The sequence below is a fragment of the Jeotgalibacillus sp. ET6 genome (assembly GCF_029667115.1).
Classification (GTDB): domain Bacteria; phylum Bacillota; class Bacilli; order Bacillales; family Jeotgalibacillaceae; genus Jeotgalibacillus.
Genome location: NZ_JARUIU010000003.1, coordinates 287,616 through 312,089, shown reverse-complemented (window position 1 = coordinate 312,089; position 24,474 = coordinate 287,616). Strand labels below are relative to the sequence as shown.

Here is a 24,474-nt window from a genome sequence, read left to right as displayed (position 1 = left end):
AACGTGTATATGTGTATAAGTAATGTGAATAACTCTGATTATTTTAATAACTTTATTCGTCTGACGATTTTAAATTGGATAAAGTGTGGATAAGTTTTACCGGCAATCTGCATGTAATCATCAGTTAACCTCAAAAGCTGTGAAGCCAATTTCACAGCTTTTTTAGTTTGAAGTAAAATAAACCATACAAAAAGAATAGTTAACTTTACAAAAAGTAAAGTTTAGTATACATTGTAATCATACGAAAATCAGGAGGCGTGATACATGGCGATTCGGAATCGGGTTAAAGAGCTGCGCGCCAGGCATGGACTTACTCAGGGTGAGCTGGCCGATCGAGTTGGGGTAACAAGACAGACCATTGTTTCTCTTGAAAAAGGGAGCTATACACCGTCTTTACTGCTCGCAATGAATTTATCGGATGTGTTAGAAGAAAAAATAGAAACCATTTTTTATCGGGAAGGGGACGAATCATGAAAAGAGTGGTCATCGAAACCATTTTGAGTGTCATCTTTTATACACTTCTGGCCTGGGTGCTGAGTACTGCCGTTCAATTGTTCAGGAAGTTTGAGGAGTTTGAAGAAACGAACTGGTCACAGGGAGGGGAGTTTTCCTTTGAGTTTAATGTCATTCCGCTGATCATCTTCAGCTTATTTTCAGTGTTTTATGCCATTTATTCCTTTAAAACAAGAAGTACAAATAAGCGCACGATTGAGTGGATGTTTACATCTATGACCGAGTATAGCGAAGGAGACGAGCGGGAAAGCATCATTACCAGCAAAGCGACACGAGCCGGCTATTATACTTATGGGGTGACAATTCCGATATTAATGACTATTCTGGTTTTTTTACCCTTTATCAGCGATGATTTTCCAATTTACTTATTCTATATGCTTGCGGCCATCTTGAATATCTCAACCATTGTATATGGAATCGTCTGGGTTAAAGAATATAGGAAATAACTTTGGCTCTTTTCATCATAGTGCATATAATAAAACTCTTTACTGTTCACTGAAAATTCAGTATAATAATTCTAACAAGAAAACAGTTGAGTTTCTTTGTCGTACCTGATGCTTAGCCAAAAGAAGCAATTAAATAGATTCTTGGTATCATGCTGTAGGCATTTGAACTGACAGCAAAGCCGAAATGGATCGAGATATCGATTCTTTTCGGCTTTTTTATTTTGACAGCTGTTTTCAGCGCTTTCGAGGAACTAGTTAAACGATGAAATTGGGGGAAAGAAATGACAAAAACCAAAGAAATTCCTACAAAAATTCGATATGTCTTTACCCGTGTAAAAGATTCATTCGTAGAGAACGGTACGATCTATATTTCGTTTTCAGCAAGATTAACAAGAGAATATCCGCAGACAAGATATTCTAGATATGCTGATAATGACCGGATCTGGTTTGATATTCAAGAGTTGAAAGAAAGTCATGCCACCAAAAAAATGACCAGTCTGAAAGAGGGAGTATCCACTTATTTCTTGTCTGAAGACGTGTTTGATGAATTGGTCAAGCTTTCTTCCCATTGTCCTAAAGAGCTCTATCATATCACCCCTATTTTTGAAGGTACTTATTTTAAAAAATTGGCTAAATATGGATGATCGTGCTCGCATACATAGACCACTAAAAAATCAGCCCTTTTCAGGAGCTGATTTTCCGGTTATTTAACTGGAATCGTTAACTGAAACGTCGTTCCGACACCTTTTTCACTGTCAATCTCAATTCTTCCTCCAATTTTATCTACCACACTGTACACCATTACCATCCCAAGGCCTGTCCCTTCTTTTTTGGTTGAATAATACGGCTTTCCGATCAGGGAAACTTCTTCTTCTGTCATTCCTTCGCCTGTGTCTTTGATGCAGATGATGATATACCGCTTTTTAGTGAAAACATCAATAGAGAGAGTACCTCCATTTTCCTTCATGGCTTCAATCGCATTTTTGTATAAGTTAATCAGACATTGCTGAATCTGATTTTGATCAAACGTACGGCTGAGGTGATTTGTAAAGCTGAACTCCAGTTCCACCAGATGCTGGTGAGCGTATGGAACCATAATGTTGTTGACGTATTCAATTTCGCTTTTCAAGTTTGTGGTTACCATGTTTTTTGCTTGCGGCTTCGCGAAAGAAAGGAAATCGCTGATTATTTTCTCCGCTCTTTTTAATTCAGTTAAAGAATACTCAATATATACTTTATCATCTGCTTTAACGGTCTTGGATTCCTTTAACAGCTGGAGGAACCCGCTCGTTACAGTAAGCGGATTGCGGATTTCATGTGAAACACTCGCCGAAAGCTCATTAATCACATTCAGGCGTTCTGATTGCATATATTGTTCTCTTTTTTGATTGTTCGTGATGATTTTTTCAATTAAAACCAGGACGATGACAACACCCGCCACATGCACCGGTACGATATTCGCTGCAATCATCCAGTATTCTTCATTGAGCACCGGAAAAAATGCAGTGAGCGTTAAAAGATAAAAACTGACAACCAAAAAGGACGTAATCCCTCCCCAGATGATTCGTTCTTTAGGAGTTAATTGAATAAATTTTCTGCACCAGTAAGGCACAACGAGTAATACAACGGTTGAGAAAAGAAAAGACTGAATCATCCCTTCTCCGCCCAGAATAAAGCGATATCCATTTAAAAGGATATAAAGAGGAATCGCCACTTTGTAGCCTGAAAACAGGGCTGCAATGATAAATGGAATGTACCTCAGATCAAAATTAAATCCGAGCTCCATTTTAATAGGGAACGTCATGGTCAGGATTAAAGGAAAGGCAGCGAGTAAAAGAAATACACGATGGCTCCGGTAATGGCTCAGACGGTCCTCAAAGAAAATAAGATAAATTAAAACAGGCAGTAAAATAAATAAAAAGTTATTGAGCAGGGTTTCAGTCATCGTTTTCTTCCTTTCATGAATTAGTGAACATCGGGTATGGAAGAAAAAACGGTATGCACTCAATGTGCATCTAAAAAGGAGAGTCTATTCATTTCTAAAAAATAATATTCTTTAAACACTATAGTATAAGCATATAACAGGGAAGGGTTAATGCGCGACAAATTTTATTTGATTTTAATTTTTCAAAGGAGGCAGCGCGTTAATCTTAAAAAATGTACATTGAAGGTAGAAATAAATGCTCTATTTTGAAACGGTGCCGATCTGATTTAGCTAATTTCTTTTGTTCCTTCTGCATTTCAGCTATAATAAACTTTTAAGGTTTATTTTATCTGAATTTTTGGAAATTAGGAGGAAATGAATATGACTGAATCAACAGATCGTAACGCGCCCTTACGCAGTGATGTGAAGAAGCTCGGCTCCATTTTGGGCGAAGTGTTAATTCATCACGGGGGAATTTCTCTCTTAAATAAGGTAGAAGAAATAAGAGAGACCACAAAAAACCTGCGAAAAGAATACAATGAAGAAACCTATAGACACCTGAAGGAAGAAATCAGCGCGATTGAGCCGCCGATGCGTGAACAGGTAATCCGTGCATTTTCCATCTATTTTCACATTATTAATATTGCAGAGCAAAACCATCGTATCCGCCGCTTCAGGCAGTATCAGCTTGACGATGATGGGGTAATTCAGCCTGCTTCAATTGAGAGTGCGGTGGCGTACATAAAAGAAAACGATTTCGCACCGCAGGAAATTCAGCAGATCGTCAATGATCTGTCTATTGAATTGATTATCACAGCCCATCCAACCGAGGCGACAAAACGCACAGTGCTAGAAGTGCAGAAGCGGATTTCCCTTCTTCTCAGAGCGCTTGATAATCCGTATTTAACGAAAAAGGAAAGAAGAAAGTATGATGACAGTTTATTTAATGAAGTGACAGCGCTGTGGCAGACCGATGAACTGCGCCACCGCAAGCCCACTGTCATCGACGAAGTGAAAAATGGCCTCTATTATTTTGACGAAACCCTCTTTGCCGTGCTTCCTGCGATTCACCAGGAGCTCGAAGATAAACTCGAAGACTACTATCCTGACCTCGAATGGACCGTTCCTAACTTCCTTCACTTTGGCTCCTGGATCGGAGGAGACCGGGATGGCAACCCGCATGTAACTCCGGAAATTACATGGGAAACACTGGAACTGCAGCGTAAACTGACGTTGAAAAAGTACGAGCAGGCACTTGTGGACCTGATGAAGCGCTTCAGCCAGTCTATTACACGGGTAGAAGTAAGCGAAGAACTTTTCCGTTCCGTTAACGAGGAAGAACAGGTGTATTTATCAGAGGACGAAGCATGGCCGGTAGAAGGGGAAGTGTACCGGCGCAAGTTTGCAGTGATGCTGAAGCGTGTGCGTGAAGTTGGAAAATCTGAACTCGGCTATCAGGATGCTGAAGAGCTGCTGTCAGACTTGATGCTTATTAAAGAAGACGCAGAAAATCACCAGCCAGACAATCGTAAGCTGAAAACCATCCGAAAAGTCATTCGTCAGGTGCAGCTATTTGGCTTCCATCTTGCGACACTCGATATACGAAATCACAGTGGAGAGCATGAAGCCGCAATAAAAGAAATTTTACAAGTTGTCGGCATTACGGAGGACTATGCTTCTCTTCCGGAAGAAGAAAAGCTTTCCATCCTTGAAAAAGTCCTGAAGGATCCAAGACCTGTGACCCTTTTGCAGGAAGACTATTCAAAAGAAACGCAAGAAGTGTTGAAAGTCTTTCAAATGATCAAAAAAGCGCATGATGTATTTGGCAAGCGTTCAATCAATGTGTACCTGATCAGCATGACACAGTCTTCAAGTGATCTACTGGAGGTGCTGGTGCTGGCAAAAGAAGCAGGGATTTACCGCCTGCATGCTGACGGTACGATCGAGAGCAACCTGAATGTCGCTCCTCTTCTGGAAACGGTGGATGACTTGATTGCCGGTCCACAAATTATGAAAACGTTATTTGACATGGACGTTTACCGCGGTCATCTTGAAAAGCACGGCGACCATCAGGAAATTATGCTTGGGTATTCAGATGGAAGCAAGGACGGAGGTACGCTGACAGCCAATTGGAAGCTATTCAACGCCCAGCAGGAAATTCATGAAATGGCGAGAGAATACAATGTCGGCCTGAAATTCTTCCACGGACGCGGGGGTTCCCTTGGGCGCGGCGGTGGTCCGTTAAACCGCAGCATTCAGTCACAGCCTGGCGAAACACTGGGTCATGGCGTGAAAATTACCGAGCAGGGAGAGGTGCTTTCCTCCCGTTATCTGCTTGGCGACATCGCGTACCGTAATCTTGAACAGGCAGCATCTGCTCTGCTGGAAGCTTCGGCAAAAGCTATCCGGCAGTTTAAGGATGGACATGCTCTTCCTGGTGACTGGAAAGAGGCTATTACACAAAGCTCTGACGCTGCTCTAAAAAAATATCAGGATCTGGTATTTGGAGACGAGGACTTTTTAACCTACTTTAAGCAGGCCACACCGCTTGGCGAGCTGGGAGAGCTAAATATCGGCTCACGTCCAATGAGCCGAAAAGGAAGTCAGCGTTTTGAAGATCTTCGTGCCATTCCATGGGTATTTGCCTGGACGCAGTCAAGACAAATGCTGCCTGCCTGGTATGCTGCGGGTACAGGACTTCACTCATTTGCCTCACAGGGACCGGAGCAGGTGAAAACGTTGCAAGAGATGTATGAAAACTGGCCGTTCTTTAAATCAACCATCAATAATCTTCAGATGGCTCTGTTAAAAGCGGATTTAACCACCGCAGAAGAATATTTATCATTGGTGCATGACCCGGCGATTGCAAAACGAATCTTCGGGGAAATTTCAGACGAGTATGCCCTGACAAAAGAGGTGCTCCTGAAGATAACAGGCAACACTGAGCTTCTTGATCATACGCCTAATATTCAGGACAGCGTGAATCTACGAAATCCTTATGTAGACCCGCTCAATTTCCTGCAGGTTGAGCTGATCAAGAAAATGCGTGAATCTGATGATCACTCAGATGAACTGCTGACAGAAGTACTGCTGACGATCAATGGCGTTGCCGCAGGACTTGTGAACACAGGTTAATTTCTAAAGAAGCTATGCAATAACGTAAAAATCCACTTTTCAATTGAAAAGTGGATTTTTGCTGTGAGTTTTACAGCGGTTCTTCAGGTGGAGTGAATGCTGCAGAATTTGATTGCTTCGATGACTCCATCTGCTCTCTTTGAAGCTGAAGTGATTCCCGCTGTATGGAAAGCTTTTCTTCAGCCCGCTGCTCCATGCGTTTAATGACCCTCACGGCATAAACGATGATAAAAATAAGCAGGGCAAAAGGAATGAGTGTAACAAAAATCCAAAAACCCGCAAAAAGAAGTGGGAGGATTGTAACAAACCAATCGGGTTCAGATGACATGAAGTGATTACTCCTTTCTTTTTGATACACGTTTATAATAATACGAGTATCAAACTGTAAATAAATTGATTTCATTTCGATAACGAAAAAAGAACTCTAATAAAAGAATAAGGTAAATAAGAATATTTTACCATAAAAAACCGATCGTCTTTTGTTTTCAATTTACAAGAAAGATTGAATTTCTCAAATAAGTGAAAAAAATAACGGATTTTCCAAAACCAATCGTGAGTCTGTTCGTCTTTATCATGGAAGGGGGGAGGAGATGGCGCAGCAGGAGCTGGAGGAATCGCTGCACAGGCAGCTGAAGCAGATTTATTATTATTTAGTAAAGATGGGAGCAAAGCGGCAGGATGCTGAAGATGTAATCCAGGACACAGCTTACAAATTCCTGCTGTATATCGACAGCGTGCCTGTTCAAAATGTGGAGGGGTGGCTGTTTCGTGTGGCAGTAAATGGCTACTACGATCTTTCAAAGACCCGTTCAAGAAGAGAGAAAATAATATGGAGATTTTTTGATGAAGACCGGGTGGAAAAACGGACCCCTGAAGCTGCTATTATTACGAATGAAATGAGCAGTGATATACGCAGGGTGCTTGATCAGCTTAAAGTAAATCACCGGGAAATTCTCCTCTTAAAATATTCCGCTGACTTATCGCTTCGGGAAATAGGAAGTTTGCTGAACCTGAAAGAAGCCGCAGTGAAGTCAACGCTTCATCGGGCACGGGCAAGCTTTATCAAAAAATACGGGAGGGGACAGGATGACCAAAGAAACAGAGAATCCATTTGATCAAAAAAGCAATTTAGGGAATTTAGTGAAAAAAGCAAGAAGGCGTTCCGTTATCCAGACTACCATTATCGCTGTTGTCGTCAGTCTGCTTGTGGTATACGGGGGGTTAGCAGGAAGCAAGTATCTGCTGAATAAGAAAATTGAAACTGAATTTGCCGAAGACAGCTTATGGAACAGCATTCATGGAGCAAATCTACGCATGGAAGGGACATCCTACCTTTACTCCCCTTTCTCTGTCACAGCATCGACTAATTACTTTAAGTATATTGATGGGGTTCCCGTTCCGTGGGGGAAAAAGGAAACGGTTATTCCTGTTCTTGGCTCTCCTGATATTACATCTACTATGAATGCAAGCGGATACGCTCAAGTTAACAGCGATCGCATGAACACTTTTGTGAATGGTCATCGTACGATCGGATTTTTTCATCCGGAAGTAACCTACAAAGAAAAATTTGATGATCGCCGTGCACTTGAAAAAATGACAGAGGCTGACGTCGCAGAAATGGCTTTTTCATTTAACCGTGCCTATACGGAAGAAGAAGTACAGGAGGTATTTGGCGATTCGATTGCCTGGATGTGGGTGGATACATTCACAGAAGAGAGGGTTGAAGAACACTCAATGCTAAATGAACAACAATCTTTTCCCTTTCTTACTGATGGAGGAAGTGCTTTTGGATTCAGGGCTGATGGAGGAAGCGGGTCATTCATTTATTCAATTAATAGGATGATTGAGAAAGGGGGATCTTCTAAATCTACAGCTGAAGAAATTAGCAAAACCCTCACATATGGAGAGGACCGGACGCTCACAGAAGAAGATGTTGAGATTATAGGGGTCGTGGTAACAGGCTCATCGGAAGAGTTGCGTGCGTTTAACGATGAGCCGATGATTGCCGCTGCAACACTCGGAGCTACAACAAAAAACTATCTTGAAAATGACTAATTGTTTGCCAGAATCATAGTTCCTCTTCAGCGTGCATACGATTTAAAAAAACAGTTGGAGTGAGCGGGACGATGACAAGGAATCAGACAATAGGCATTTGGTTTGTGATGCTGGCAGTTGGACTAGCGGTTTTTTTCAGCCAGACCCGTGTGGAAGAAGAAAAAGCTGAAGCAGTATTTGCTCAGCTCTCTCAAACTGAACAGGCCGTCTCTCTAAAAGAAGTGCAAGTGTTCAATGAAGCGCTGCTTGATGAAGGCGCTCTATATGAACAGGTTAGAGAGGAAATGAAAAATAAAGGCTACGCTCCTTTTCGGATTATAGGGAATGCCTACACAGCCGACCGGATCGCTCTTCAAGTCCAGCTGCAGGAAAAAGCAGCCACCGCTGAAAACAAAGAAGAGATTCAATTGCTTTTTACCGAATTGATTATAAAAAATGGATTGACCCCTTCACGATTTGATATTGAAGTAAGCTCGATGAATTACTGAAAAAGCCGGTCCGTGTTGGACTGGCTTTTTGCATCTTGCATTTAATTTAAATTAAGACAAATCCATTCGACAAATATTCCCATAAACCTTTATACTATTCTTAATATTAGTAATACTTTGCCTTAATTCAAATAGAAGGAGCTGAGAAACAGATTGGCTACTTTAAGAACGATTAATTATGCAATTGCAGTGTTCGCAGCTGTATTCGGATTCTTTTATTTTTTTATATTCAAATTGACTATTTCTCAAAGTATGATTTTTTCATTTTTGGGCGTGATGACCTTATTGCAGGCTGTCCAAGGGATAAAGGAGGATAAAGCGAATAAAGTAAATTATTTCATGATACTTTGTTCTCTTCTTTTTATATCCGCTGCGGTAGTGCAAGGATAAGGAGGTATACGAGTAATAGAGATCGTAATGATAGAAATCATCCCTTGTATACTAACTGTTTTTTTTTATAACGAAAAGGAAAGAGGCTGATTGTAATCATTGCTTGGTTTAAGAAACGCAATCAAGATCCGGACATCGTGTTAAGGTATGCAAAAAAGAGGAGAGCGGACAAAGACGTTTCCTTGCTTATTCGACGGAACAAACAGGAGCTCATATCCATCAACCATGAAACTTCTCTGCCCCTGGCCAGTACCGTCAAGATCATCCTGGTGATTGAATTTGCACGGCAGGTCAGTATAGGGAAGATTGATGAGAATGAACGCGTACCAAAAGAAGAGCTGTTGAAGTTTTATCTAGAGAAAACAGACGGGGGAGCTCATGAAGAATGGATGAAGGAGTTTACGAAAGAGGACTATTCATTAAAGGAAATTGCGATTGGAATGGCTGCCTACAGTTCAAATGCAAATACAGATTTCCTGTTAAACTACCTTGGAATAGAAGAAGTGAATCAGCTGCTTGAGTCATTGAATTTACATCATCATTCAAGAATCTATCCGCTCGTTTCTTCTTTATACATAAGCAATTATGTGAAGTTCAACGAAAAAATTACAACAAAGAAAGAACTACTGTACCGTATGAAAAATATGCCCATAGAGGAATATATCCAATATTCGCTACTCATTCATAACCATATGGCAAACGAAGGAAAAAAAGAGTATATGGAAAAATTAAATCTCCATTTTGATCTGCAGAAAATCTGGTCTGACCTTCTGCCGTCAGGCTCTGCAAAGGATTATGCAAGCCTGATGGAAATGATTAATGACGGAAATGTATTTGAAGAGAAGATGCAAAGCTGTATAGAAGAAATCCTGGGGTACTCGATTTTTAAAAATGAGAAAAATAGAGAATGGATTGTGCGGGGAGGCATGAAAGGCGGATCTACTTTATTCGTGTATACATATGCTTCTTATATAACGGATAAAGACGGGAATCAAACAGAAATCATTTTTCTCTCAAATAACCTGAACGTCCTGACTTTAAGAAAACTGCAAACGAATTTTAATCAATTTGTGTTAAAGGTTTTAACAAACGGCGAGTATCGAAAGAAAATAAGCAGCGAGTAAAGTTCCAAACACCTTTGCTGCTTTCGCTGACCCTTAACGACCTGTTCGCATGAGCTTCAGCTTCCCAACATATCATGGTAAAAACCAGTAAAGGTGCTGAATGAAAATGAACAGAATTAAGGGCAGTTTACTCGCTGGACTGATCGCATTTTTCTGCGTGATTCTTGCGATTAATGCAGAAATGTATGAAACGATACTGAATATGAGCCTGCTCAGCGGACTTTTAGCGGGAACCTTTCTAGGCGTTTATTTTGGTGAAACGACTAGGCGGGGGCTGCTGGCTTCGTTTTTTATGATTTGCTTAAGCGGCGGATGTCTGGCCTTGATGGTTCCAAACTACACCTACAGCGAAGCCGCAGCTCTCGTCGGTACGACACAGCCCGGTGTTCTTGCAGGGCACGAACAGAAAAAGGTACCAGGTGATTCTCAGGCATTTTCACTGATTCAGCCTGCGTGGCATTATCATATCAGCATGAAAACGGGGGACGAGCTGGTTTCCTACCGCGTAAATCCGGTGACAGGAGATATCACACAACTAGTAAGTGAGCTATAGGAGAATGGTAAATGAAAATTAAAACGAAGAGGTTGGAAATAAGAGATTTTAACACGGAGGACTGGCGGGAGGTTTACCTTTACACCTCAAACAAAGACGTTATGACATATATGCCCGAAGGAGTTCTCTCAAAGGAAGCGGTAAAGGAATTTGTGGATAAAAACAGCGGAGAAGACGCTGAAAAATTCCCGATTATTTTGAGAGAGAATGATCAGTTAATAGGTCATCTTGTTTTTCATCCATATTTCGGAGACCATACATATGAAATTGGGTGGGTAATGAATCCCGCCTATCAAAAAAATGGCTACGCCAGTGAAGCAGCAAGGGCAGTACTTGAATATGGATTTGGCGAACTGAAGCTGCACAGGATCATTGCGACGTGCCAGCCTGAAAACGAAGCTTCCTTCAGAGTCATGGAAAAAATCGGGATGAGAAAAGAGGGCTTCTTTAAAAAATGCATTCCTCATGAAAATGGATGGTGGGACGAGTATTATTATGCCATTTTGAGTGATGAAATGGAAAATTGAAAAACACGGACAGGGAGCCCGTCCGTGTTTTCGTTACAGCTTTAGTGCATGCAATCAGTTGATTACTGAGCAAATTCAATTTTCATTGCCTCAGCCATCAGCTCAGGCATATCTGTGTTGTCAAGAAGACCGTGGAACAATCCTGATCCTGGTCCATAAGCATACACCGGTACGTCTACACCTGTATGAGCTGAAGTGGACCAGCCGACATAGGCACGTTCGCTGACAATCGTATTAATGGTCATGCCGACTTCGCCTTCAGGAGCCGTTTGAATTCTGCCTACTTCTTCTGCTGTTAACTTAAGTCCTGTGTGCTCCTGTACTACTTTGCGTGCATTGCCGCGCTTTTTGTTCAGCTGAGAAGCCATAAATTCACCAGTAGCTTCTACATTGCGAAGGATTTCAACGTTGGCATTGTATTCGTCATATCCGCCAACCGTCATGCCGCCTGTTTCGTGATCACCTGCTACGACAACAAGCGTTTTCTTGTCTTTTTTTGCGAAGGCAATGGCTTCTTCAACGGCTTCTTCAAATGCTTCTGCATCTTTCATCGCCCAGGCAGCATCATGGGCATGACCTGCCCAGTCAATCTGGCTTCCTTCTACCATAAGGAAGAAACCTTTTTTATTAGTTGATAATGTATCAATTGCAGTACTTGTCATTTCAGCCAGGCTTGGTTCTTCGGTCATTTCGCGGTCAAGCTCTGGTGCCATAGGACCGTCTGCAAACAGACCCAGTACTTTTTTCTCTTTGCCGTTCAGTTCCATCAAATCATCTTTATTTTCTACAATGGTATAGCCGTTTTCTTCTGATTCTTCAATCAAATTGCGCTCTTCCTGATTGCCCCCAAGTGATTCAGGAAGGAAATTGGACTTCCCACCGCCAAATAGGACATCCACTTCATTCGCCATTTGTAAGGCAATGGCTGCCTCGCTGCCTCTAGATGGCACATGAGAAGCAAATACAGCAGGAGTTGCATGTGTAATCGTGGAAGTTGCGACGAGTCCGGTTGATTTGCCGGCATCATCAGAAGCTTCTAAGATTGATTCCACTGTGCGGCCGTTTGGTGTCACGCCTACCATTCCGTTATTTGTTTTATGTCCTGTTGCCATAGCGGTTCCGGCTGCTGCAGAATCTGTAACCCAGTTGTCAGAGGAATTGGTTTGCATCATGCCGACAAGAAGAGGATCAAGCACCGTTTCTTCTCCTTTAAAGATGCGGTAATTTGTTGCATAGGCTGCAGAATACCCATCCGGAATCATGAAGATCACGTTTTCGATCTTTGACTTGCCCTTTGCATTTTTAGAAGGGCCTGCTTCTGCTTCATGAACATACGTAACACCTGAAACGACCATGGCTGTACACAATGCGGCTGCTGCAAATCCTTTGAACTTTTTCAATTCAATTCCTCCTATGTAGTCGAATATCTTACAATTATTAGTTTAATAGGACATAATTGAGAGAGTATAAAGAGAGTTTAAAAGATAAGTGAAGTTTAATACGAAAAGATTTCAAAAAGGGTTTCGATGTTAACTTTAACATTTAAAGGTAAATTATAATTTATTTTGGATAATAGGTAGTTTTAACCTTGTAAAAATAATGATTATTATCTATTTAGGAGGTTTGGCGATGGAGCTTCATCCGGAATTTTTAAAAGCAGTACGCTTGTATGCAAAGGAGAAGGGGGAGAACTGGCTTGCTGAACTGCCGGTTCTTATACAGTATGCTGAAGAAAAATGGGAACTGGACGTAAAAGAACCCTATGTGCTGTCGATCAATTATGTGGCGCCTGCCGTAACAAAGGATGGAACAAAAGTGGTTGTTAAGCTCTGTATGCCAGACCATGATGGGTTCAAGGATGAACTGAACGCCCTGCGTGAATTTAACGGGAAAGGCATGGTTCAGCTGCTTGATTGGGATGAGGAAAAAAGGATTCTTCTGCTTGAAAACATTTCTCCCGGCATTTCACTTGCAAATATAAAAGAGAATGAAGAAGCCTGCCGAATAGCAGCGCGCGTGATGAAGTCCCTTGCGCTTCCCGCTCCTTCAGAAACATCCATTCCGACCATGGAAGGAAGAAAGCGATCGCTTGAAAAGATCATGGTTGAGCATCCGGAAGGGGTGGGGCCGATCTCATTTCCCGTCCTAAGCAAAGCCCTTACTCTATTCTCCGATTTACTACATACAGCCGGGCCATCCTTTGTCCTTCATGGAGATTTTCATCACTTCAACGTACTTCTCTCAGGTAAAGAGGAATGGGTGGCGATTGATCCGAAGGGGCTGATTGGAGAAATAGAGTATGATCTGGTCCAGTTTCTTTTAAATTGTCTTCCTGAAGAGAATTTGGAAGTCTTTACACAGAAGAGGGTGAAGATTTTTACAGAGGAACTGGACTTAAATGAGGAAAGGCTGCTTCAGTGGGGGTTTTGCCACGCGGTCCTTGCCACCGCCTGGTCTGTTGACGAGGATGGAGGGGACAGTGAAGGCTTTTACAGGATGATTGAAGTGTTTGAAAGATTAATTGGGGAAACAGGAGCTTCATTTTAATGGAGGACAGAGTAGCAGTATGGTAAAGTAGGAGCAACTATAATAGAATGGAGGTTTTCCTTGTGACAGCATCAATCAGACTTCGATCCGACGCGTTGAAACGATAATTTCATACGTACAAGATCTCTGTTTTCGTGCAGAGTACAAGGGATTAGTCTGTCTGTTTAGAGGAAGCTTTCATAAACGTGAGGTGGAAAAGGGGGACGAATCTGCCCTCTTTTTTTCTGTTCAAAAAAAAGAAAGCGGACTGATTTACCACGTTCTGATGCACAAAACAAAACAAATGAAAAAAGGATGTGCTGAAGATGACCCTGTCAAAAAAGCGTGCAGTGGATCTTGCCGGGAAACATGGATTTAAAGTAAAGGAAGAAACGTTAACGTTTAACGAATCCGGACTGGATTTTCTGGTTGTATTCGCCACAGATGTGAATAATCAAAAATGGGTGCTGAGAATTCCTAGACGAGAAGATGTTTTTGCCTCTACAAAAAAGGAAAAAAACGCACTTGACTGGATTGAGCCAAAGATCAGTTTCGAAGCGCCAAAATGGCAGGTGTGGACAGAGGAATTAATTGCTTATAAGCAATTAAGCGGGATTCCTGCAGGAACGATTGATCCTGAAGCAAAGGCGTATAAGTGGGAGATTGATGAAAAGAATGTGTCCCCGCAGTTTACACAAAGTCTGGCAAAAGCGATGGTTTCCCTCCATCAGCTGGATCCGATTCAGGCCCAAAAAGCGGGTTTGAAAATGGATTCTGCAGAAAATCTGAGAAAAGATATGAAAGCCAGGATGGAAAAAGTAAAAGAGGAATTTGGCGTCGGTCAGACCCTCTGGGAACGATGGCAGGCATGGGTCGAGGATGAGTCTTTCTGGCCGAGGCAAATAGGCGTCTTCCATGGCGATCTGCATGCAGGACATATTCTGATTAATGAAAAGGAGCAAGTCACCGGATTCATTGATTGGACGGAGGCTGGTGCAGGGGATGTCAGCCAGGATTTTGTTGCCCATTATCGAACGTTTGGTGAGAACGAATTAAAAAAGTTACTAAGCGCTTACGAAACAGCCGGGGGTTATGTGTGGCCGAAAATGGCGGCGCATATTCTTGAGCTTGAGGCTGCTTATCCGGTGGCAATCGCAGAGTTTGCTATTAAGTCAGGGATTGAGGAATACCTGGACATGGCAAGGGCCGTTTTAGGTGTGGAAAAATAGGAATGACAGGCACTCGTATTCAAAGGAATCGTATCCTTTAAATACGGGTGCTTTTTTGCGGACTTCCGGTTTACCATAATGATTTTTCTTCATACTCATAGGTAATCCCATCTTCTTCTATTAAATAGTGCATTTCTTCTTTCTCCAGGATGGACATAAGGATGAAAGACTTGTTTACGAGATTTTGATTGTAAGTATGTAAAATGGAGTTCAGCTTTTCGGAATCAAGGGCGGGCGAGCTAACGGCAAGCATTTGATAAATCAAATCCAATTGCTCATTCAGGTAACGTTCCAGCTCTGCTGTTCGTGCATCCCCGTTGTCCATTTGCTCATGGATGAGAAAAAGAGACTGTTGAATCAACTGAACGGTTTCGGAGTCGAGTGGTCCATGCTGTGCGGAGGCGGTCAGGTAATTTACCTGATAGCCCAGTTTAGATTCTATTTCTTCTGCCTGTTGAAAATACGAATGAATCTTTTCATCTGAACCGCTGCCCTTGAAAGCTTCAATTGAAGGAAAAGGCGAAGTGGATGGGGAAAACCATGTATAAGCAGCATAAAGATTCCAGGTTAGAACTAACCCTCCAACCACCCCGCCAAGTACGAAAAATGGTTTTTTCCCTTTTCCTGCAGAATATGACTGATGTGCAAGAGAACCATCTATGTACTCCTGACTTCTCAGGCGGTTGATTTCTTTCATTTTTTTTCTAAATTCGCGCTGACGTTTGTTTAGCAAAATGCTTCTCCTATTCCTCTTCTTTTTGAGACTATTATACTGAATGAAAGTGGATAAATAAATAATAAAAACCATTTATTTCATTAAATATGTGTAAATATATTTAAAACGGATGATGTATACAAGAACCTCATTTCTCGAGCTTCGCCGTCTTTTGAAGTATAATAGTTCAAAAAGAGGGAGGGGTCATGATTGAAAAACCGCATAAAACCGGAGAATGGGCTGGAGTTTGGTCTGTATACGCTTGGAGACCATTTGCCCAATCCTTTAACCGGAGAAAGACTATCAGCAGAAGAGCGGATTCAGGAAATTATCGAATATGCCACACTTGCCGATGAGGCAGGCATTGATTTTTTCAGTGTAGGCGAAAGTCATCAGGAATATTTTGCGACGCAGGCTCATGCAGTGGTGCTGGCTGCGATTGCGCAGGCAACAAAGAAGATCAAAATCGCCAGTTCGTCTACGATTATCAGCACATCAGATCCGGTGCGGGTATATGAAAATTTTGCGACCATCGATTTGATTTCAAAAGGCCGTGCAGAAATCGTTGCAGGGCGTGCGTCCCGGGTTGGGCTTTTTGAGCTTCTGGGCTATGATGTCCGTGATTATGAAGCGATGTACGAAGAGAAGTTTGACCTGCTGCGTAAGATTAATGAAGAAAAAGTCGTGAATTGGAGCGGTGAATTCCGCGCACCTTTAAGAAAAGCTGAAGTCCTGCCGCGTCCCCAAAATGGCTCCCTGCCTATTTGGCGTGCAGTTGGAGGAACACCCGGTAGTGCAATCAAAGCAGGCAGAGCGGGCGTGCCGATGTTTCTTGCCCACTTAGGCGGCGCGGTTGAATCGTTTAAGCCATCAGTGGATGCGTATCGTCAAGCCGCTGTTGAGGGGGGATTTGATCCAGATGAATTGCCCATTGCGACAGCTGGCTTCTTTTATGCAGCCGAAACATCACAGCAGGCAGTCAAGGAAATGTATCCTCATATCAATGAGGGGATGAAAAAAACAAATGGCCAGGGCTTTCCTGAACGGCTTTTTGCTCAGGGAGCGCATCGTCAAAGTGTCATTAATATTGGCAGTCCACAGGAAATTATCGAGAAAATCCTTTATCAGCATGAGGTACTTGGAAATCAGCGGTATGTGGCACAAATTGACTTTGGCGGTGTGCCGTTCGAGCGTCTCATGAAAAATATAGAGCTCATTGGAACAGAGATTTTGCCGGCAGTTAAAAAGTACACGGCTAAAAAATAGCGAAAATCCGCAGTCCGGGTGATGACTGCGGATTTTTTTCTTCTTACAGCGAAGCGTATTTTTTCAATACGATCAGCGGCCAAATGTAATTATAGCTGGGATAATATACATAAAAGTTTCCCGGAAGTCCTGCGCCGGTCGGGTAGCGGTACGCCCAGTCTTTTGTTTTCAGCTGCCGTAATAAGGATTGCATCCCGCGTTCAATGGCGGGGGTTTTTTGCTGATGCACACTGAGCAGGGCGTCGAGTGCCCAGGCAGTTTGAGAGGGCGTGCTTGAACCGAGGGGGACATACTGCATTTCCTGGTCGCTTAAACAGGATTCACCCCAGCCCCCGTCTTCATGTTGAACTCGTTCTATAAAGGAGACTGCTGTTTTTAAGGCTGAATCCTTTTCATTCAGTCCTGCAGCAGACAGGCCGGTAACCGCTGCCCACGTTCCGTAAAGAAACGAAATGCCCCATTTCCCGTACCAGGAGCCATCGGTCTGCTGATTCTTTTTCAGCCAGCGAATGGCCTGCTGAATAGCGGAATGCTGAATAGGGAGACGCGCTTCACTGCTTAAAAATTCGAGTGTACGTCCTGTTAAATCAGCCGTGGAAGGATCAATGGCAGCATGGGAAGCACCATCCATTGGTACGAAGGTGAGCAGCTGATTGGTTTTTCCTCGTTCAAATGCCGGCCAGCCTCCGTCCTCGTTTTGCATGGCTAGAACCCAATTTAATCCCCGGTTAAAAGATTCTTTAAAAGAGAATTCAGAAGACGTGCAGGGTGAGAGTGCTCGCAAGGCAGCAGTTGTGTCATCGACGTCGGGGTGAATGGTGTTGCTGTCTGAAAAGCCCCATCCGCCGGGGGAGGCATTCTCAGCTGTCAGGATCCAGTCTCCGTATTTGTCGTGCTGATGCCTGAGCAGATAAGCTTCAGCTTTTGTCCGCTTTTTCTGAGGAAAAGAAGTATCCCGAAGCGCATGGCAAAGAAGAGCTGTATCCCATACAGTTGAAGTGGAGTTTTGAATATGCCAGCCGTTATCTGTCCGGCAGCGGTGCGTTTTCAATCCTGAGACTGCCTTTTGAATCAGCGGATGCTGCTTTGAATAACCTGCACTTAGTAAGGCATAAATCATGTAAAAGGTAGAAGAAACATAGCTGTATAATGTTCCATCTTCTTCAATTCGCTGCAGCATATAGGTGACAAGGCGCTGTCTGGCTTGCTGGTGAACGAGATGGGGGAGGCCGGCAATCGTTGAAGCTGCCTGATAAATGCCGGAAAGGAGGGAGCGGTACTGCTCATTTTCCTGCTCAGGCATTTGACGAATGTTAAAACGGCTCATATCAGGAATGTCCTTGTCGCTAAGCTGAAAACGGCTGTCTGTTAAAAGGAGAATCGGCGCCATATGCACACGGGCATAGCTGCTGAAATCGTAAAAGGAAACCGGGGAGGATGCGGGAAATAATATGAAGTGGACGGGCAGATGCATCAGGTTAGGCCACGGATATTGCCCGTGAATCGCCAGCATGATTTTCGTCATGGAATGAGCGGATCCAAGTCCGCCCTGTGCCAAAATGAACTGAGCGGCTTTTTGGGCAGCACTCTCACTTTTTGTCCAGCAGCCTGTATATAAAAGCGCAAAATACGCTTCAATGGTAGCAGAAAGGCTTCCTTGATCACCGGGATATAACGACCAATATCCCTCTGGATGCTGAAGGGAAGCAACCCGGGCACCAAGTTCTTGAATCAGATGTTGTTCTCCTGTTAAGGTTTTTAACAGCAGCATTATATTGGTGTCTGACATCAAACTGTTTTCAAAGCAAAAACGAAAACTCCCATCCGGCGCCTGATGTGTCTCAATTTCTTTCATTAACTGCCCGATTACTTCATCTAGTTGCCTCTGCATGTCCACGATCCCTCCGATCTCATCCTTTTTATTTTTATTCTATAAAATCTCTTTTATGAAAATAGCCCAAATCATTTTAATCCCATCATAATGAGGGAAAAGGTATAATAAGCGTGCAAAAGAAAACAATAACAAAACAGCTTATGAAGATGCATTTTACGCCTAATATAAATAGATATCTGCAATTGATAAGGAGGATTCGATGACACAAAGCAACGCAGGTTGGAATTTAAAAAACAGCTACAGCCGTCTGCCGTCTATATTTTTCACTTCACTTGATCCCAAACCGGTGCAATCACCGGAAATTGTTCAGTTTAACGACTCACTAGCCGAGTCACTTGGATTAAGCAAAGACGCCTTGCACAGTGAAGAAGGGGCAGCGATATTTTCGGGTAACAAGGTGCCTGAAGGGTCCATGCCGATTGCGCAGGCTTATGCAGGTCATCAGTTTGGCAATCTGACTATGCTTGGTGATGGACGTGCCCTGTTAATCGGTGAACAGATCACTCCTGAAAATGAACGAGTTGATATTCAGCTGAAAGGCTCCGGACGCACGCCATTTTCAAGAGGCGGAGACGGCCGAGCAGCACTTGGTCCCATGCTTCGAGAATATGTGATCAGTGAAGCGATGCATGGACTTGGCATCCCGACGACACGCAGTTTGGCTGTTGTGAAAACCGGGGAAGAAATCATACGTGAAACGCTGCTTCCCGGTGCTGTTATGACGCGGGTGGCATCCAGTCATTTACGCTTCGGAACGTTTCAATATGCAGCGGGTGTAGAGGAAGGTAAAGAACTGAAAGCACTCGCAGACTATGCAATTGAGCGCCATTACCCGGAGCTTGTGCACGAGGAAAACCGCTACCAGGCGTTTCTCAGAAAAGTGATTGAACAGCATGCAGCACTCATCGCAAAATGGCAGCAGGTGGGCTTTATTCACGGTGTGATGAATACAGATAATATGACGATCAGTGGGGAAACGATTGATTATGGTCCATGCGCGTTTATGGATGCATATGACCCCTCAACCGTGTTCAGCTCCATTGATGCTCAGGGGCGCTACGCCTATGGCAATCAGCCTAAAATCGGTGGATGGAATCTTGCGCGCTTCGCAGAAACACTCTTGCCGCTGCTGCATGAAGAGCAGGAAAAGGCAGTGGAAATTGCGCAGAAAGAAATTGAAGCTTATGGAAAACTCTATCACGAACAGTGGCTCAGTAATATGAGAGGAAAGCTAGGACTTTTCGGTTCAGAAGAGGGAGACGAAGAGCTGGTTGAAGAACTGCTCGGACTGATGAAAGATCATAAATCAGACTTTACCAATACATTTCGCATGCTGACAGATGGCTCAACAGAGAACGAAGGACTTTTTGCTGCAGCTGAATTTAAAAAGTGGGAAACAAAGTGGCAGGAAAGACGTAGCAGCCAGACTCAGTCGCAGGGTGAAGCGAAAAAAAGGATGCAGCAGCATAACCCGGTTGTCATCGCGCGCAATCACAAAGTGGAAGAAGCACTTGAAGCGGCTGTTCGATACGATGACTATACCGTACTCACCAATCTGCTTGAAGTGTTATCAAGCCCTTACGACTATTCAAGCAGTACACAAAGTGAATACTGCATCCCGCGGGATCCTTCAAACGGGCGATATAGAACATTTTGCGGAACTTGATGATAGTGTTTATCCATATGAAACGGAGCTTGGGACAAAAGTGTCTCAAGCTCTACGACCGGTTCACTTCGCGTCAGGCGGACGCTTTCCGCAGGGACGGCGCTGAGCCCTCCTAAAGGCTTTGCCTTAAGGGGTCTCAGCTTGCCGTCATATCCTGCAGGAGTCGCCACCGCTCCGCTCACCTACTACTAGTAATAAATATAACCTCATTCTTTAAACTTTTATGAGTTATGTCCCAGGCTCGTTTTTACATACAGTCGCCTCTTGTACATCAGACTTCAGTTTGAAATAATTGGAGCTTGTCCTATTAGGAAGGAGTGGTTCTCTTGTTTCAACAGGTTTTACAAAAGAACAGCAAACAGGTTTTTATGATTTCACAGGTTATCGTTGCAGCATTACTGGCACTTTCGGTTTATTTATTTTTCACGAAAGAAGCACCGGCAGCCAAAATACTCGCCGCCCTTTCTTTTGCAGGGAACGGGGTTTTATTTGTACTTTCGTTGATTGGAAGCTATCGAATGAAAAGGAATCATCTGTGATACTTGTAGATCTCTCTTTGATCTTCCCTTTAAATGGTATCCTCACAAATAGTCAAGTGGCTCCACAATCTCGCAAAGCTCACTTTCCTTAATAAAATTTGCTACGATAGCTGAATGAGAGGAACCGACTATGAATAAAATTCTGTCCTCTTTCAACTCTGCGAGACGCGCAATATTAGCAAAGAGGATTAAATTCCGTTCATACCACCAGCTAAGCCATTTTATGCCGACATAATAGTTTACATCTCCAATGCGCGCCCAATTAACATACATCCTATGCAGACTCTCAAGCCAGACTGGGTCGTTTAATTCCCTGTAGTACTCTATTACACTTTTGGATTCAGTTAAAGCTGGAATGGTGAGTCCATCCATTATTTCCTTGTAACGCTCAGGCTGGTTCTCTTTTGCCCACTTTTCCACTTCACCATAGCCCATTTCAGCCTCTCCCATCCAATCAACTGCATAGATCTGATTATGACCGAGCTGCTGACCGAGGCGAAAACCAATTTGATCGATCTCATTCATTTCCAGGCTGTGGGTACCGGCTTTATATTGATGGTATTGTTCGTTCAATACCATATTCTTGTCTGCTGGCATCTCCACGGCAATTTTTGTTGGTGCGAATCGTGCAATGTGGACAGTGACTTCCTCAATTTCAGTCTGTCTCTTCTTAGTATGAAGGGTTTCAATTTCAGACATATGAAAACTTCCAAGGACAAGGACCTTAGCTTTTTCTTCTTTCAACCCACTTCCTCCTTACAGAATTAAGATAAAGACATTTTTTACACTTCTTCCCCCCACATTAGCATACCATAACCATCTGACTGATGAAGCGGCATCCACATCACTACACTTGATAAATATATAATAAAAAATGATAAATATTTATTGATAATCAATAAAACTTAAGATATACTATACCCAAAATCAATAGCGAGGATGGGAACGAATGAAAAAGGGGACAATTCATTTTCTTAAGGCTACAATTATGTCGATCGCTGTTACAATCTTGCTTTTATGTATGTTTTTGCTTCCGCAGCAAGCGGAGAATGCGGCGCAACAAGCTCCTGAATTCGCCAGTTTGCAATATCCTGTTTTATTTGGCCTGTATGCGACCGTTGTTCCATTTTTTCTTGCGCTGTATCAGGCGTATAAATTACTGGATCTTATTGCGGACCGCCGCGCATTTTCATCCTCTTCAGCCGCTGCATTGGGACGGATTAAATCAAGTGCGTTTGCAATTATGCTTATCTACATAGCAGGCATGGTCATGTTGGCGATCATGAGTGCCCTGCATCCAGGCATTGCATTGGTGGGTCTGGTGATCTTATTTGCTTGTTTAACCATTGCCACCTTTACGGCCGTTCTTCAAACACTGCTAAAAGATGCGCTGAAATTAAAATCTGAACATGATTTAACGATTTGAGGTGATGAGATGGCGATTGTAATCAATCTGGATGTAATGCTCGCAAAACGAAAAATGAGCGTAACGGAATTATCGGAAAAAGTGGGCATTACTATGGCAAACTTGTCTATTTTAAAAACCGGGAAAGCAAAAGCGGTGCGCTTTTCCACTCTTGAAGCCATCTGCAAAGCGCTGGATTGCCAGCCCGGCGATTTACTGGAATACCAGCCCGAAGAAAAACAGGAAGAATCCTGAAACCAATAAAAGCCTCTTACGTAAATAGTAAAAAGTGGTGGCAAACATGGAAAATACCGTATACTTCTCAGACCAGTTTTTCTCGACAGGCAGAAAGGATATTTGGAATCGTTCGAAAGAAAAGATCGGGGTGCTTGATTTAAAAAGCGCCTTCACTTCTGGTGTTAACGTAGAAAATGCTGAGGGTGAGTTGATGGTGGAGGGAGGGTTTCCTTTCTTATCAGGCAAGTGGCTAGTCAAACAGGGGGATGGCACAGAGCTTGGTGAGGTAAAAGGGATTTTTTCCTTCTTCTCCAAAAGTTATCGCTATACAACAGATAGAGGACGTTTTGAAATAGAATCACCTGCATTTTCAAGAGAGTATCGTGTGGTGGATGAGAACGGGGAAGAAGCGGCCACATTTAAAAAGGTAAACGGATTCTTTCAGGCTCCTGCCTATGAACTAATTAACAAATCAACATCCCTTTTAACGGATGAACTGATTGCAGTGGTCATGGGGGTGAATGCAATTGAAAAAAGAAGAAATGCCGCTGCGAGCAGCGGAGGAGCACCCTCCTAATAAAAAATCCGGCTCAGATAAGACCTGAGCCGGATTTTCTGCTTGCAGAGAAACCAATCCCATTTTAGGGGAGAAGCTTAATATGAAGCGGAGTCGGTATTAAAGGATCAAAATTTAACTATTCTACTGCGCTTTGTTTGAAGTAGTGCAGTCTCATATTCTTGAGCTCAGCCACATACAGATCCCCATTCTCATCAACCGCAATATCATGTGGGATTTTCATTTGACCTTCTTTGTTTCCCCAGTCACCAAATCGGTCTAGTATCTTTCCTTTATTATCTAGTATAATTACCTGACTTGTGAGGTTTTCCTCGGCACCGTTTAAATAGTCACCGCCATCAACGACATAAATTTTACCATCAGTTCCCGCCTCTACTCCAAATGGTCTGCCGATTTCCGACATGTCCCAGTGGTCAAGATAGTTTCCTTTTTTATCAAATAGTTGGATACGAGAATTATTTCGGTCGGCTACATAGATGGTACCTTCGCTGTCACTGGAGATTCCATGAGGTAAGTTTAGTTCTCCGGGCTGATTCCCAAGGTTATTGACCTGCCATTCAAGTTTTCCATTCCTATCAAATTTTGCAATTCTTCGGTTTCTGTAGCCATCTGAAACAGCAAAAGATCCATCTTCCATTACCGTCACGTCGGTTGGTCGAGCAAAAGTATATTCATCCATTAAAACGGGGAAATTTGGAAGTGCGTTTCGAATGCGCAAACTCACTTCAGTACCCGGGTTGTAATCTGTTCCGAATGTCTGGATAAGTTCGCCTTCAGGGCTAAATTTAAATACCTTGTTTAAGGAAACATCTGTCATCCAGATATTATCTTTGCTGTCTATCTCAAGTCCGTGAGGAGATTTAAATAACCCTTCTCCCCATGTTCTTTTAACTTCCTTTGTCTCTCCGTCCAAAACGACTATAGTAGGTTCTTCAATATAGTCCTCTCCGCTGTACTCTCCATCTGCTCTGTGGAAATAATAAATATCTCCTTTAGAGTTCACTGCAACTCCACTTGCTTCCCCAGCTGCATCTTTATCTTCTTCTGATTTGGGCCAAAGTACTTCGCCTGTATATAATTCAGATTTTGAAATTTTCACCGGTTTTTCTTTAAAAATGACTTCTGATCCTCCCTGACTGAACCAAACGATTAGTCCTATCAAGCTAAGTCCAGTTAGCAGTAACACCGTTTTTTTAAACATATTGGTAATCCTCTAACAAATATAGAGTGCTCATTAAAGAGGTTAAATTATAAAAATATTTAAC

25 protein-coding genes are annotated in these 24,474 nt (G+C 42.9%); 18 read left to right on the top strand and 7 right to left on the bottom strand.

Going from position 1 to position 24,474, the window contains the following annotated elements; translation table 11 throughout:
- The first annotated feature begins 264 nt into the window (after positions 1-264).
- From P6709_RS10350 to P6709_RS10340, 3 genes are all read left to right on the top strand, one after another.
- Entirely contained in the window at positions 265-474 is a 210-nt protein-coding gene (locus tag P6709_RS10350) for a helix-turn-helix transcriptional regulator (protein WP_278240847.1), read from the top strand.
- Positions 471-959 (top strand): hypothetical protein, encoded by a 489-nt coding sequence (locus tag P6709_RS10345; RefSeq protein ID WP_278240846.1) that lies wholly within the window; start codon positions 471-473, stop codon positions 957-959. Before P6709_RS10350 ends, P6709_RS10345 begins: the two co-directional genes overlap by 4 nt.
- Before the next feature lie 281 nt (positions 960-1,240).
- Positions 1,241-1,603 (top strand): hypothetical protein, encoded by a 363-nt coding sequence (locus tag P6709_RS10340; RefSeq protein WP_278240845.1) that lies wholly within the window; start codon positions 1,241-1,243, stop codon positions 1,601-1,603.
- Between the two features lie 59 nt (positions 1,604-1,662).
- Here P6709_RS10340 and P6709_RS10335 read toward each other — a convergent pair whose 3' ends face one another.
- A complete protein-coding gene (locus P6709_RS10335; RefSeq protein WP_278240844.1) occupies positions 1,663-2,904 on the bottom strand; it encodes an ATP-binding protein in 1,242 nt (413 codons plus the stop codon).
- Positions 2,905-3,264: 360 nt separating this feature from the next.
- On the opposite strand from P6709_RS10335, the gene ppc reads away from it, so the two are divergent.
- Positions 3,265-6,018, top strand: a complete 2,754-nt coding sequence (gene ppc / locus P6709_RS10330; protein ID WP_278240843.1) for a phosphoenolpyruvate carboxylase — start codon at positions 3,265-3,267, stop codon at positions 6,016-6,018.
- A 70-nt stretch (positions 6,019-6,088) separates the two neighbouring features.
- Here ppc and P6709_RS10325 read toward each other — a convergent pair whose 3' ends face one another.
- Positions 6,089-6,346, bottom strand: coding sequence for a hypothetical protein (locus tag P6709_RS10325; protein WP_278240842.1), 258 nt, complete (start codon positions 6,344-6,346; stop codon positions 6,089-6,091).
- 262 nt (positions 6,347-6,608) lie between these two features.
- On the opposite strand from P6709_RS10325, the gene P6709_RS10320 reads away from it, so the two are divergent.
- The 6 genes from P6709_RS10320 (at position 6,609) to P6709_RS10295 (ending at position 11,155) form a co-directional block, all read left to right on the top strand.
- Positions 6,609-7,133 (top strand): RNA polymerase sigma factor, encoded by a 525-nt coding sequence (locus P6709_RS10320; protein WP_278240841.1) that lies wholly within the window; start codon positions 6,609-6,611, stop codon positions 7,131-7,133.
- Positions 7,105-8,073, top strand: coding sequence for an anti sigma factor C-terminal domain-containing protein (locus tag P6709_RS10315; protein WP_278240840.1), 969 nt, complete (start codon positions 7,105-7,107; stop codon positions 8,071-8,073). Before P6709_RS10320 ends, P6709_RS10315 begins: the two co-directional genes overlap by 29 nt.
- 71 nt (positions 8,074-8,144) lie before the next feature.
- Positions 8,145-8,561 (top strand): hypothetical protein, encoded by a 417-nt coding sequence (locus P6709_RS10310; RefSeq protein ID WP_278240839.1) that lies wholly within the window; start codon positions 8,145-8,147, stop codon positions 8,559-8,561.
- A 527-nt stretch (positions 8,562-9,088) separates the two neighbouring features.
- On the top strand, positions 9,089-10,075 hold the full coding sequence (locus P6709_RS10305) for a serine hydrolase (RefSeq protein ID WP_278240838.1): 987 nt from the start codon (positions 9,089-9,091) through the stop codon (positions 10,073-10,075).
- A 106-nt stretch (positions 10,076-10,181) separates the two neighbouring features.
- Entirely contained in the window at positions 10,182-10,628 is a 447-nt protein-coding gene (locus P6709_RS10300; RefSeq protein WP_278240837.1) for a hypothetical protein, read from the top strand.
- 11 nt (positions 10,629-10,639) lie between these two features.
- A complete protein-coding gene (locus tag P6709_RS10295) occupies positions 10,640-11,155 on the top strand; it encodes a GNAT family N-acetyltransferase (protein WP_278240836.1) in 516 nt (171 codons plus the stop codon).
- Positions 11,156-11,217: 62 nt separating this feature from the next.
- Here the strand turns inward: P6709_RS10295 and P6709_RS10290 are convergent, their stop codons facing one another.
- Positions 11,218-12,555 carry an alkaline phosphatase gene (locus P6709_RS10290; RefSeq protein WP_278240835.1) on the bottom strand — a complete coding sequence of 446 codons (1,338 nt, stop codon included), beginning with the start codon at positions 12,553-12,555 and terminating at the stop codon, positions 11,218-11,220.
- A gap of 229 nt (positions 12,556-12,784) precedes the next feature.
- Here P6709_RS10290 and P6709_RS10285 point away from each other — a divergent pair, with 229 nt between their 5' ends.
- Both P6709_RS10285 and P6709_RS10280 read left to right on the top strand, forming a co-directional pair.
- The gene (locus tag P6709_RS10285) at positions 12,785-13,702 is read left to right on the top strand and encodes an aminoglycoside phosphotransferase family protein (RefSeq protein WP_278240834.1); all 918 of its coding nucleotides are present in this window, start codon (positions 12,785-12,787) and stop codon (positions 13,700-13,702) included.
- Between the two features lie 305 nt (positions 13,703-14,007).
- Positions 14,008-14,910: a macrolide 2'-phosphotransferase gene (locus P6709_RS10280; protein ID WP_278240833.1), complete on the top strand. Its 903-nt coding sequence runs from the start codon at positions 14,008-14,010 to the stop codon at positions 14,908-14,910.
- Between the two features lie 70 nt (positions 14,911-14,980).
- On the opposite strand, the gene P6709_RS10275 is transcribed toward P6709_RS10280, so the two are convergent.
- Positions 14,981-15,643: a hypothetical protein gene (locus P6709_RS10275; protein WP_278240832.1), complete on the bottom strand. Its 663-nt coding sequence runs from the start codon at positions 15,641-15,643 to the stop codon at positions 14,981-14,983.
- 192 nt (positions 15,644-15,835) lie between these two features.
- On the opposite strand from P6709_RS10275, the gene P6709_RS10270 reads away from it, so the two are divergent.
- On the top strand, positions 15,836-16,891 hold the full coding sequence (locus tag P6709_RS10270) for an LLM class flavin-dependent oxidoreductase (protein ID WP_278240831.1): 1,056 nt from the start codon (positions 15,836-15,838) through the stop codon (positions 16,889-16,891).
- A 43-nt stretch (positions 16,892-16,934) separates the two neighbouring features.
- On the opposite strand, the gene P6709_RS10265 is transcribed toward P6709_RS10270, so the two are convergent.
- Positions 16,935-18,782, bottom strand: coding sequence for a terpene cyclase/mutase family protein (locus P6709_RS10265; RefSeq protein WP_278240830.1), 1,848 nt, complete (start codon positions 18,780-18,782; stop codon positions 16,935-16,937).
- 202 nt (positions 18,783-18,984) lie between these two features.
- On the opposite strand from P6709_RS10265, the gene P6709_RS10260 reads away from it, so the two are divergent.
- Positions 18,985-20,451 (top strand): protein adenylyltransferase SelO, encoded by a 1,467-nt coding sequence (locus tag P6709_RS10260; RefSeq protein ID WP_278240829.1) that lies wholly within the window; start codon positions 18,985-18,987, stop codon positions 20,449-20,451.
- Positions 20,452-20,777: 326 nt separating this feature from the next.
- The gene (locus P6709_RS10255) at positions 20,778-20,990 is read left to right on the top strand and encodes a hypothetical protein (protein WP_278240828.1); all 213 of its coding nucleotides are present in this window, start codon (positions 20,778-20,780) and stop codon (positions 20,988-20,990) included.
- Between the two features lie 42 nt (positions 20,991-21,032).
- Here P6709_RS10255 and P6709_RS10250 read toward each other — a convergent pair whose 3' ends face one another.
- The gene (locus P6709_RS10250; RefSeq protein ID WP_278240827.1) at positions 21,033-21,734 is read right to left on the bottom strand and encodes a DUF5694 domain-containing protein; all 702 of its coding nucleotides are present in this window, start codon (positions 21,732-21,734) and stop codon (positions 21,033-21,035) included.
- Between the two features lie 205 nt (positions 21,735-21,939).
- Between P6709_RS10250 and P6709_RS10245 the strand changes: the two genes are divergently transcribed.
- From P6709_RS10245 to P6709_RS10235, 3 genes are read left to right on the top strand one after another with little or no spacing between them, the layout of a single operon-like run.
- Positions 21,940-22,416, top strand: coding sequence for a DUF2975 domain-containing protein (locus P6709_RS10245; RefSeq protein WP_278240826.1), 477 nt, complete (start codon positions 21,940-21,942; stop codon positions 22,414-22,416).
- A gap of 9 nt (positions 22,417-22,425) precedes the next feature.
- Positions 22,426-22,650 (top strand): helix-turn-helix domain-containing protein, encoded by a 225-nt coding sequence (locus P6709_RS10240; protein WP_278240825.1) that lies wholly within the window; start codon positions 22,426-22,428, stop codon positions 22,648-22,650.
- A 46-nt stretch (positions 22,651-22,696) separates the two neighbouring features.
- Positions 22,697-23,209 (top strand): hypothetical protein, encoded by a 513-nt coding sequence (locus P6709_RS10235; protein WP_278240824.1) that lies wholly within the window; start codon positions 22,697-22,699, stop codon positions 23,207-23,209.
- Positions 23,210-23,327: 118 nt separating this feature from the next.
- Here P6709_RS10235 and P6709_RS10230 read toward each other — a convergent pair whose 3' ends face one another.
- Entirely contained in the window at positions 23,328-24,410 is a 1,083-nt protein-coding gene (locus P6709_RS10230) for a peptidyl-alpha-hydroxyglycine alpha-amidating lyase family protein (RefSeq protein ID WP_278240823.1), read from the bottom strand.
- Positions 24,411-24,474 lie beyond the last annotated feature (64 nt).

Bases quoted from the DNA above. Each gene is read 5' to 3' on its own strand.
- P6709_RS10350 (WP_278240847.1), top strand. From the start codon at position 265: ATGGCGATTCGGAATCGGGTTAAAGAGCTGCGCGCCAGGCATGGACTT.
- P6709_RS10345 (WP_278240846.1), top strand. From the start codon at position 471: ATGAAAAGAGTGGTCATCGAAACCATTTTGAGTGTCATCTTTTATACA.
- P6709_RS10340 (WP_278240845.1), top strand. From the start codon at position 1,241: ATGACAAAAACCAAAGAAATTCCTACAAAAATTCGATATGTCTTTACC.
- P6709_RS10335 (WP_278240844.1), bottom strand. From the start codon at position 2,904: ATGACTGAAACCCTGCTCAATAACTTTTTATTTATTTTACTGCCTGTT.
- ppc (WP_278240843.1), top strand. From the start codon at position 3,265: ATGACTGAATCAACAGATCGTAACGCGCCCTTACGCAGTGATGTGAAG.
- P6709_RS10325 (WP_278240842.1), bottom strand. From the start codon at position 6,346: ATGTCATCTGAACCCGATTGGTTTGTTACAATCCTCCCACTTCTTTTT.
- P6709_RS10320 (WP_278240841.1), top strand. From the start codon at position 6,609: ATGGCGCAGCAGGAGCTGGAGGAATCGCTGCACAGGCAGCTGAAGCAG.
- P6709_RS10315 (WP_278240840.1), top strand. From the start codon at position 7,105: ATGACCAAAGAAACAGAGAATCCATTTGATCAAAAAAGCAATTTAGGG.
- P6709_RS10310 (WP_278240839.1), top strand. From the start codon at position 8,145: ATGACAAGGAATCAGACAATAGGCATTTGGTTTGTGATGCTGGCAGTT.
- P6709_RS10300 (WP_278240837.1), top strand. From the start codon at position 10,182: ATGAACAGAATTAAGGGCAGTTTACTCGCTGGACTGATCGCATTTTTC.
- P6709_RS10295 (WP_278240836.1), top strand. From the start codon at position 10,640: ATGAAAATTAAAACGAAGAGGTTGGAAATAAGAGATTTTAACACGGAG.
- P6709_RS10285 (WP_278240834.1), top strand. From the start codon at position 12,785: ATGGAGCTTCATCCGGAATTTTTAAAAGCAGTACGCTTGTATGCAAAG.
- P6709_RS10280 (WP_278240833.1), top strand. From the start codon at position 14,008: ATGACCCTGTCAAAAAAGCGTGCAGTGGATCTTGCCGGGAAACATGGA.
- P6709_RS10265 (WP_278240830.1), bottom strand. From the start codon at position 18,782: ATGCAGAGGCAACTAGATGAAGTAATCGGGCAGTTAATGAAAGAAATT.
- P6709_RS10260 (WP_278240829.1), top strand. From the start codon at position 18,985: ATGACACAAAGCAACGCAGGTTGGAATTTAAAAAACAGCTACAGCCGT.
- P6709_RS10245 (WP_278240826.1), top strand. From the start codon at position 21,940: ATGAAAAAGGGGACAATTCATTTTCTTAAGGCTACAATTATGTCGATC.
- P6709_RS10240 (WP_278240825.1), top strand. From the start codon at position 22,426: ATGGCGATTGTAATCAATCTGGATGTAATGCTCGCAAAACGAAAAATG.
- P6709_RS10235 (WP_278240824.1), top strand. From the start codon at position 22,697: ATGGAAAATACCGTATACTTCTCAGACCAGTTTTTCTCGACAGGCAGA.
- P6709_RS10230 (WP_278240823.1), bottom strand. From the start codon at position 24,410: ATGTTTAAAAAAACGGTGTTACTGCTAACTGGACTTAGCTTGATAGGA.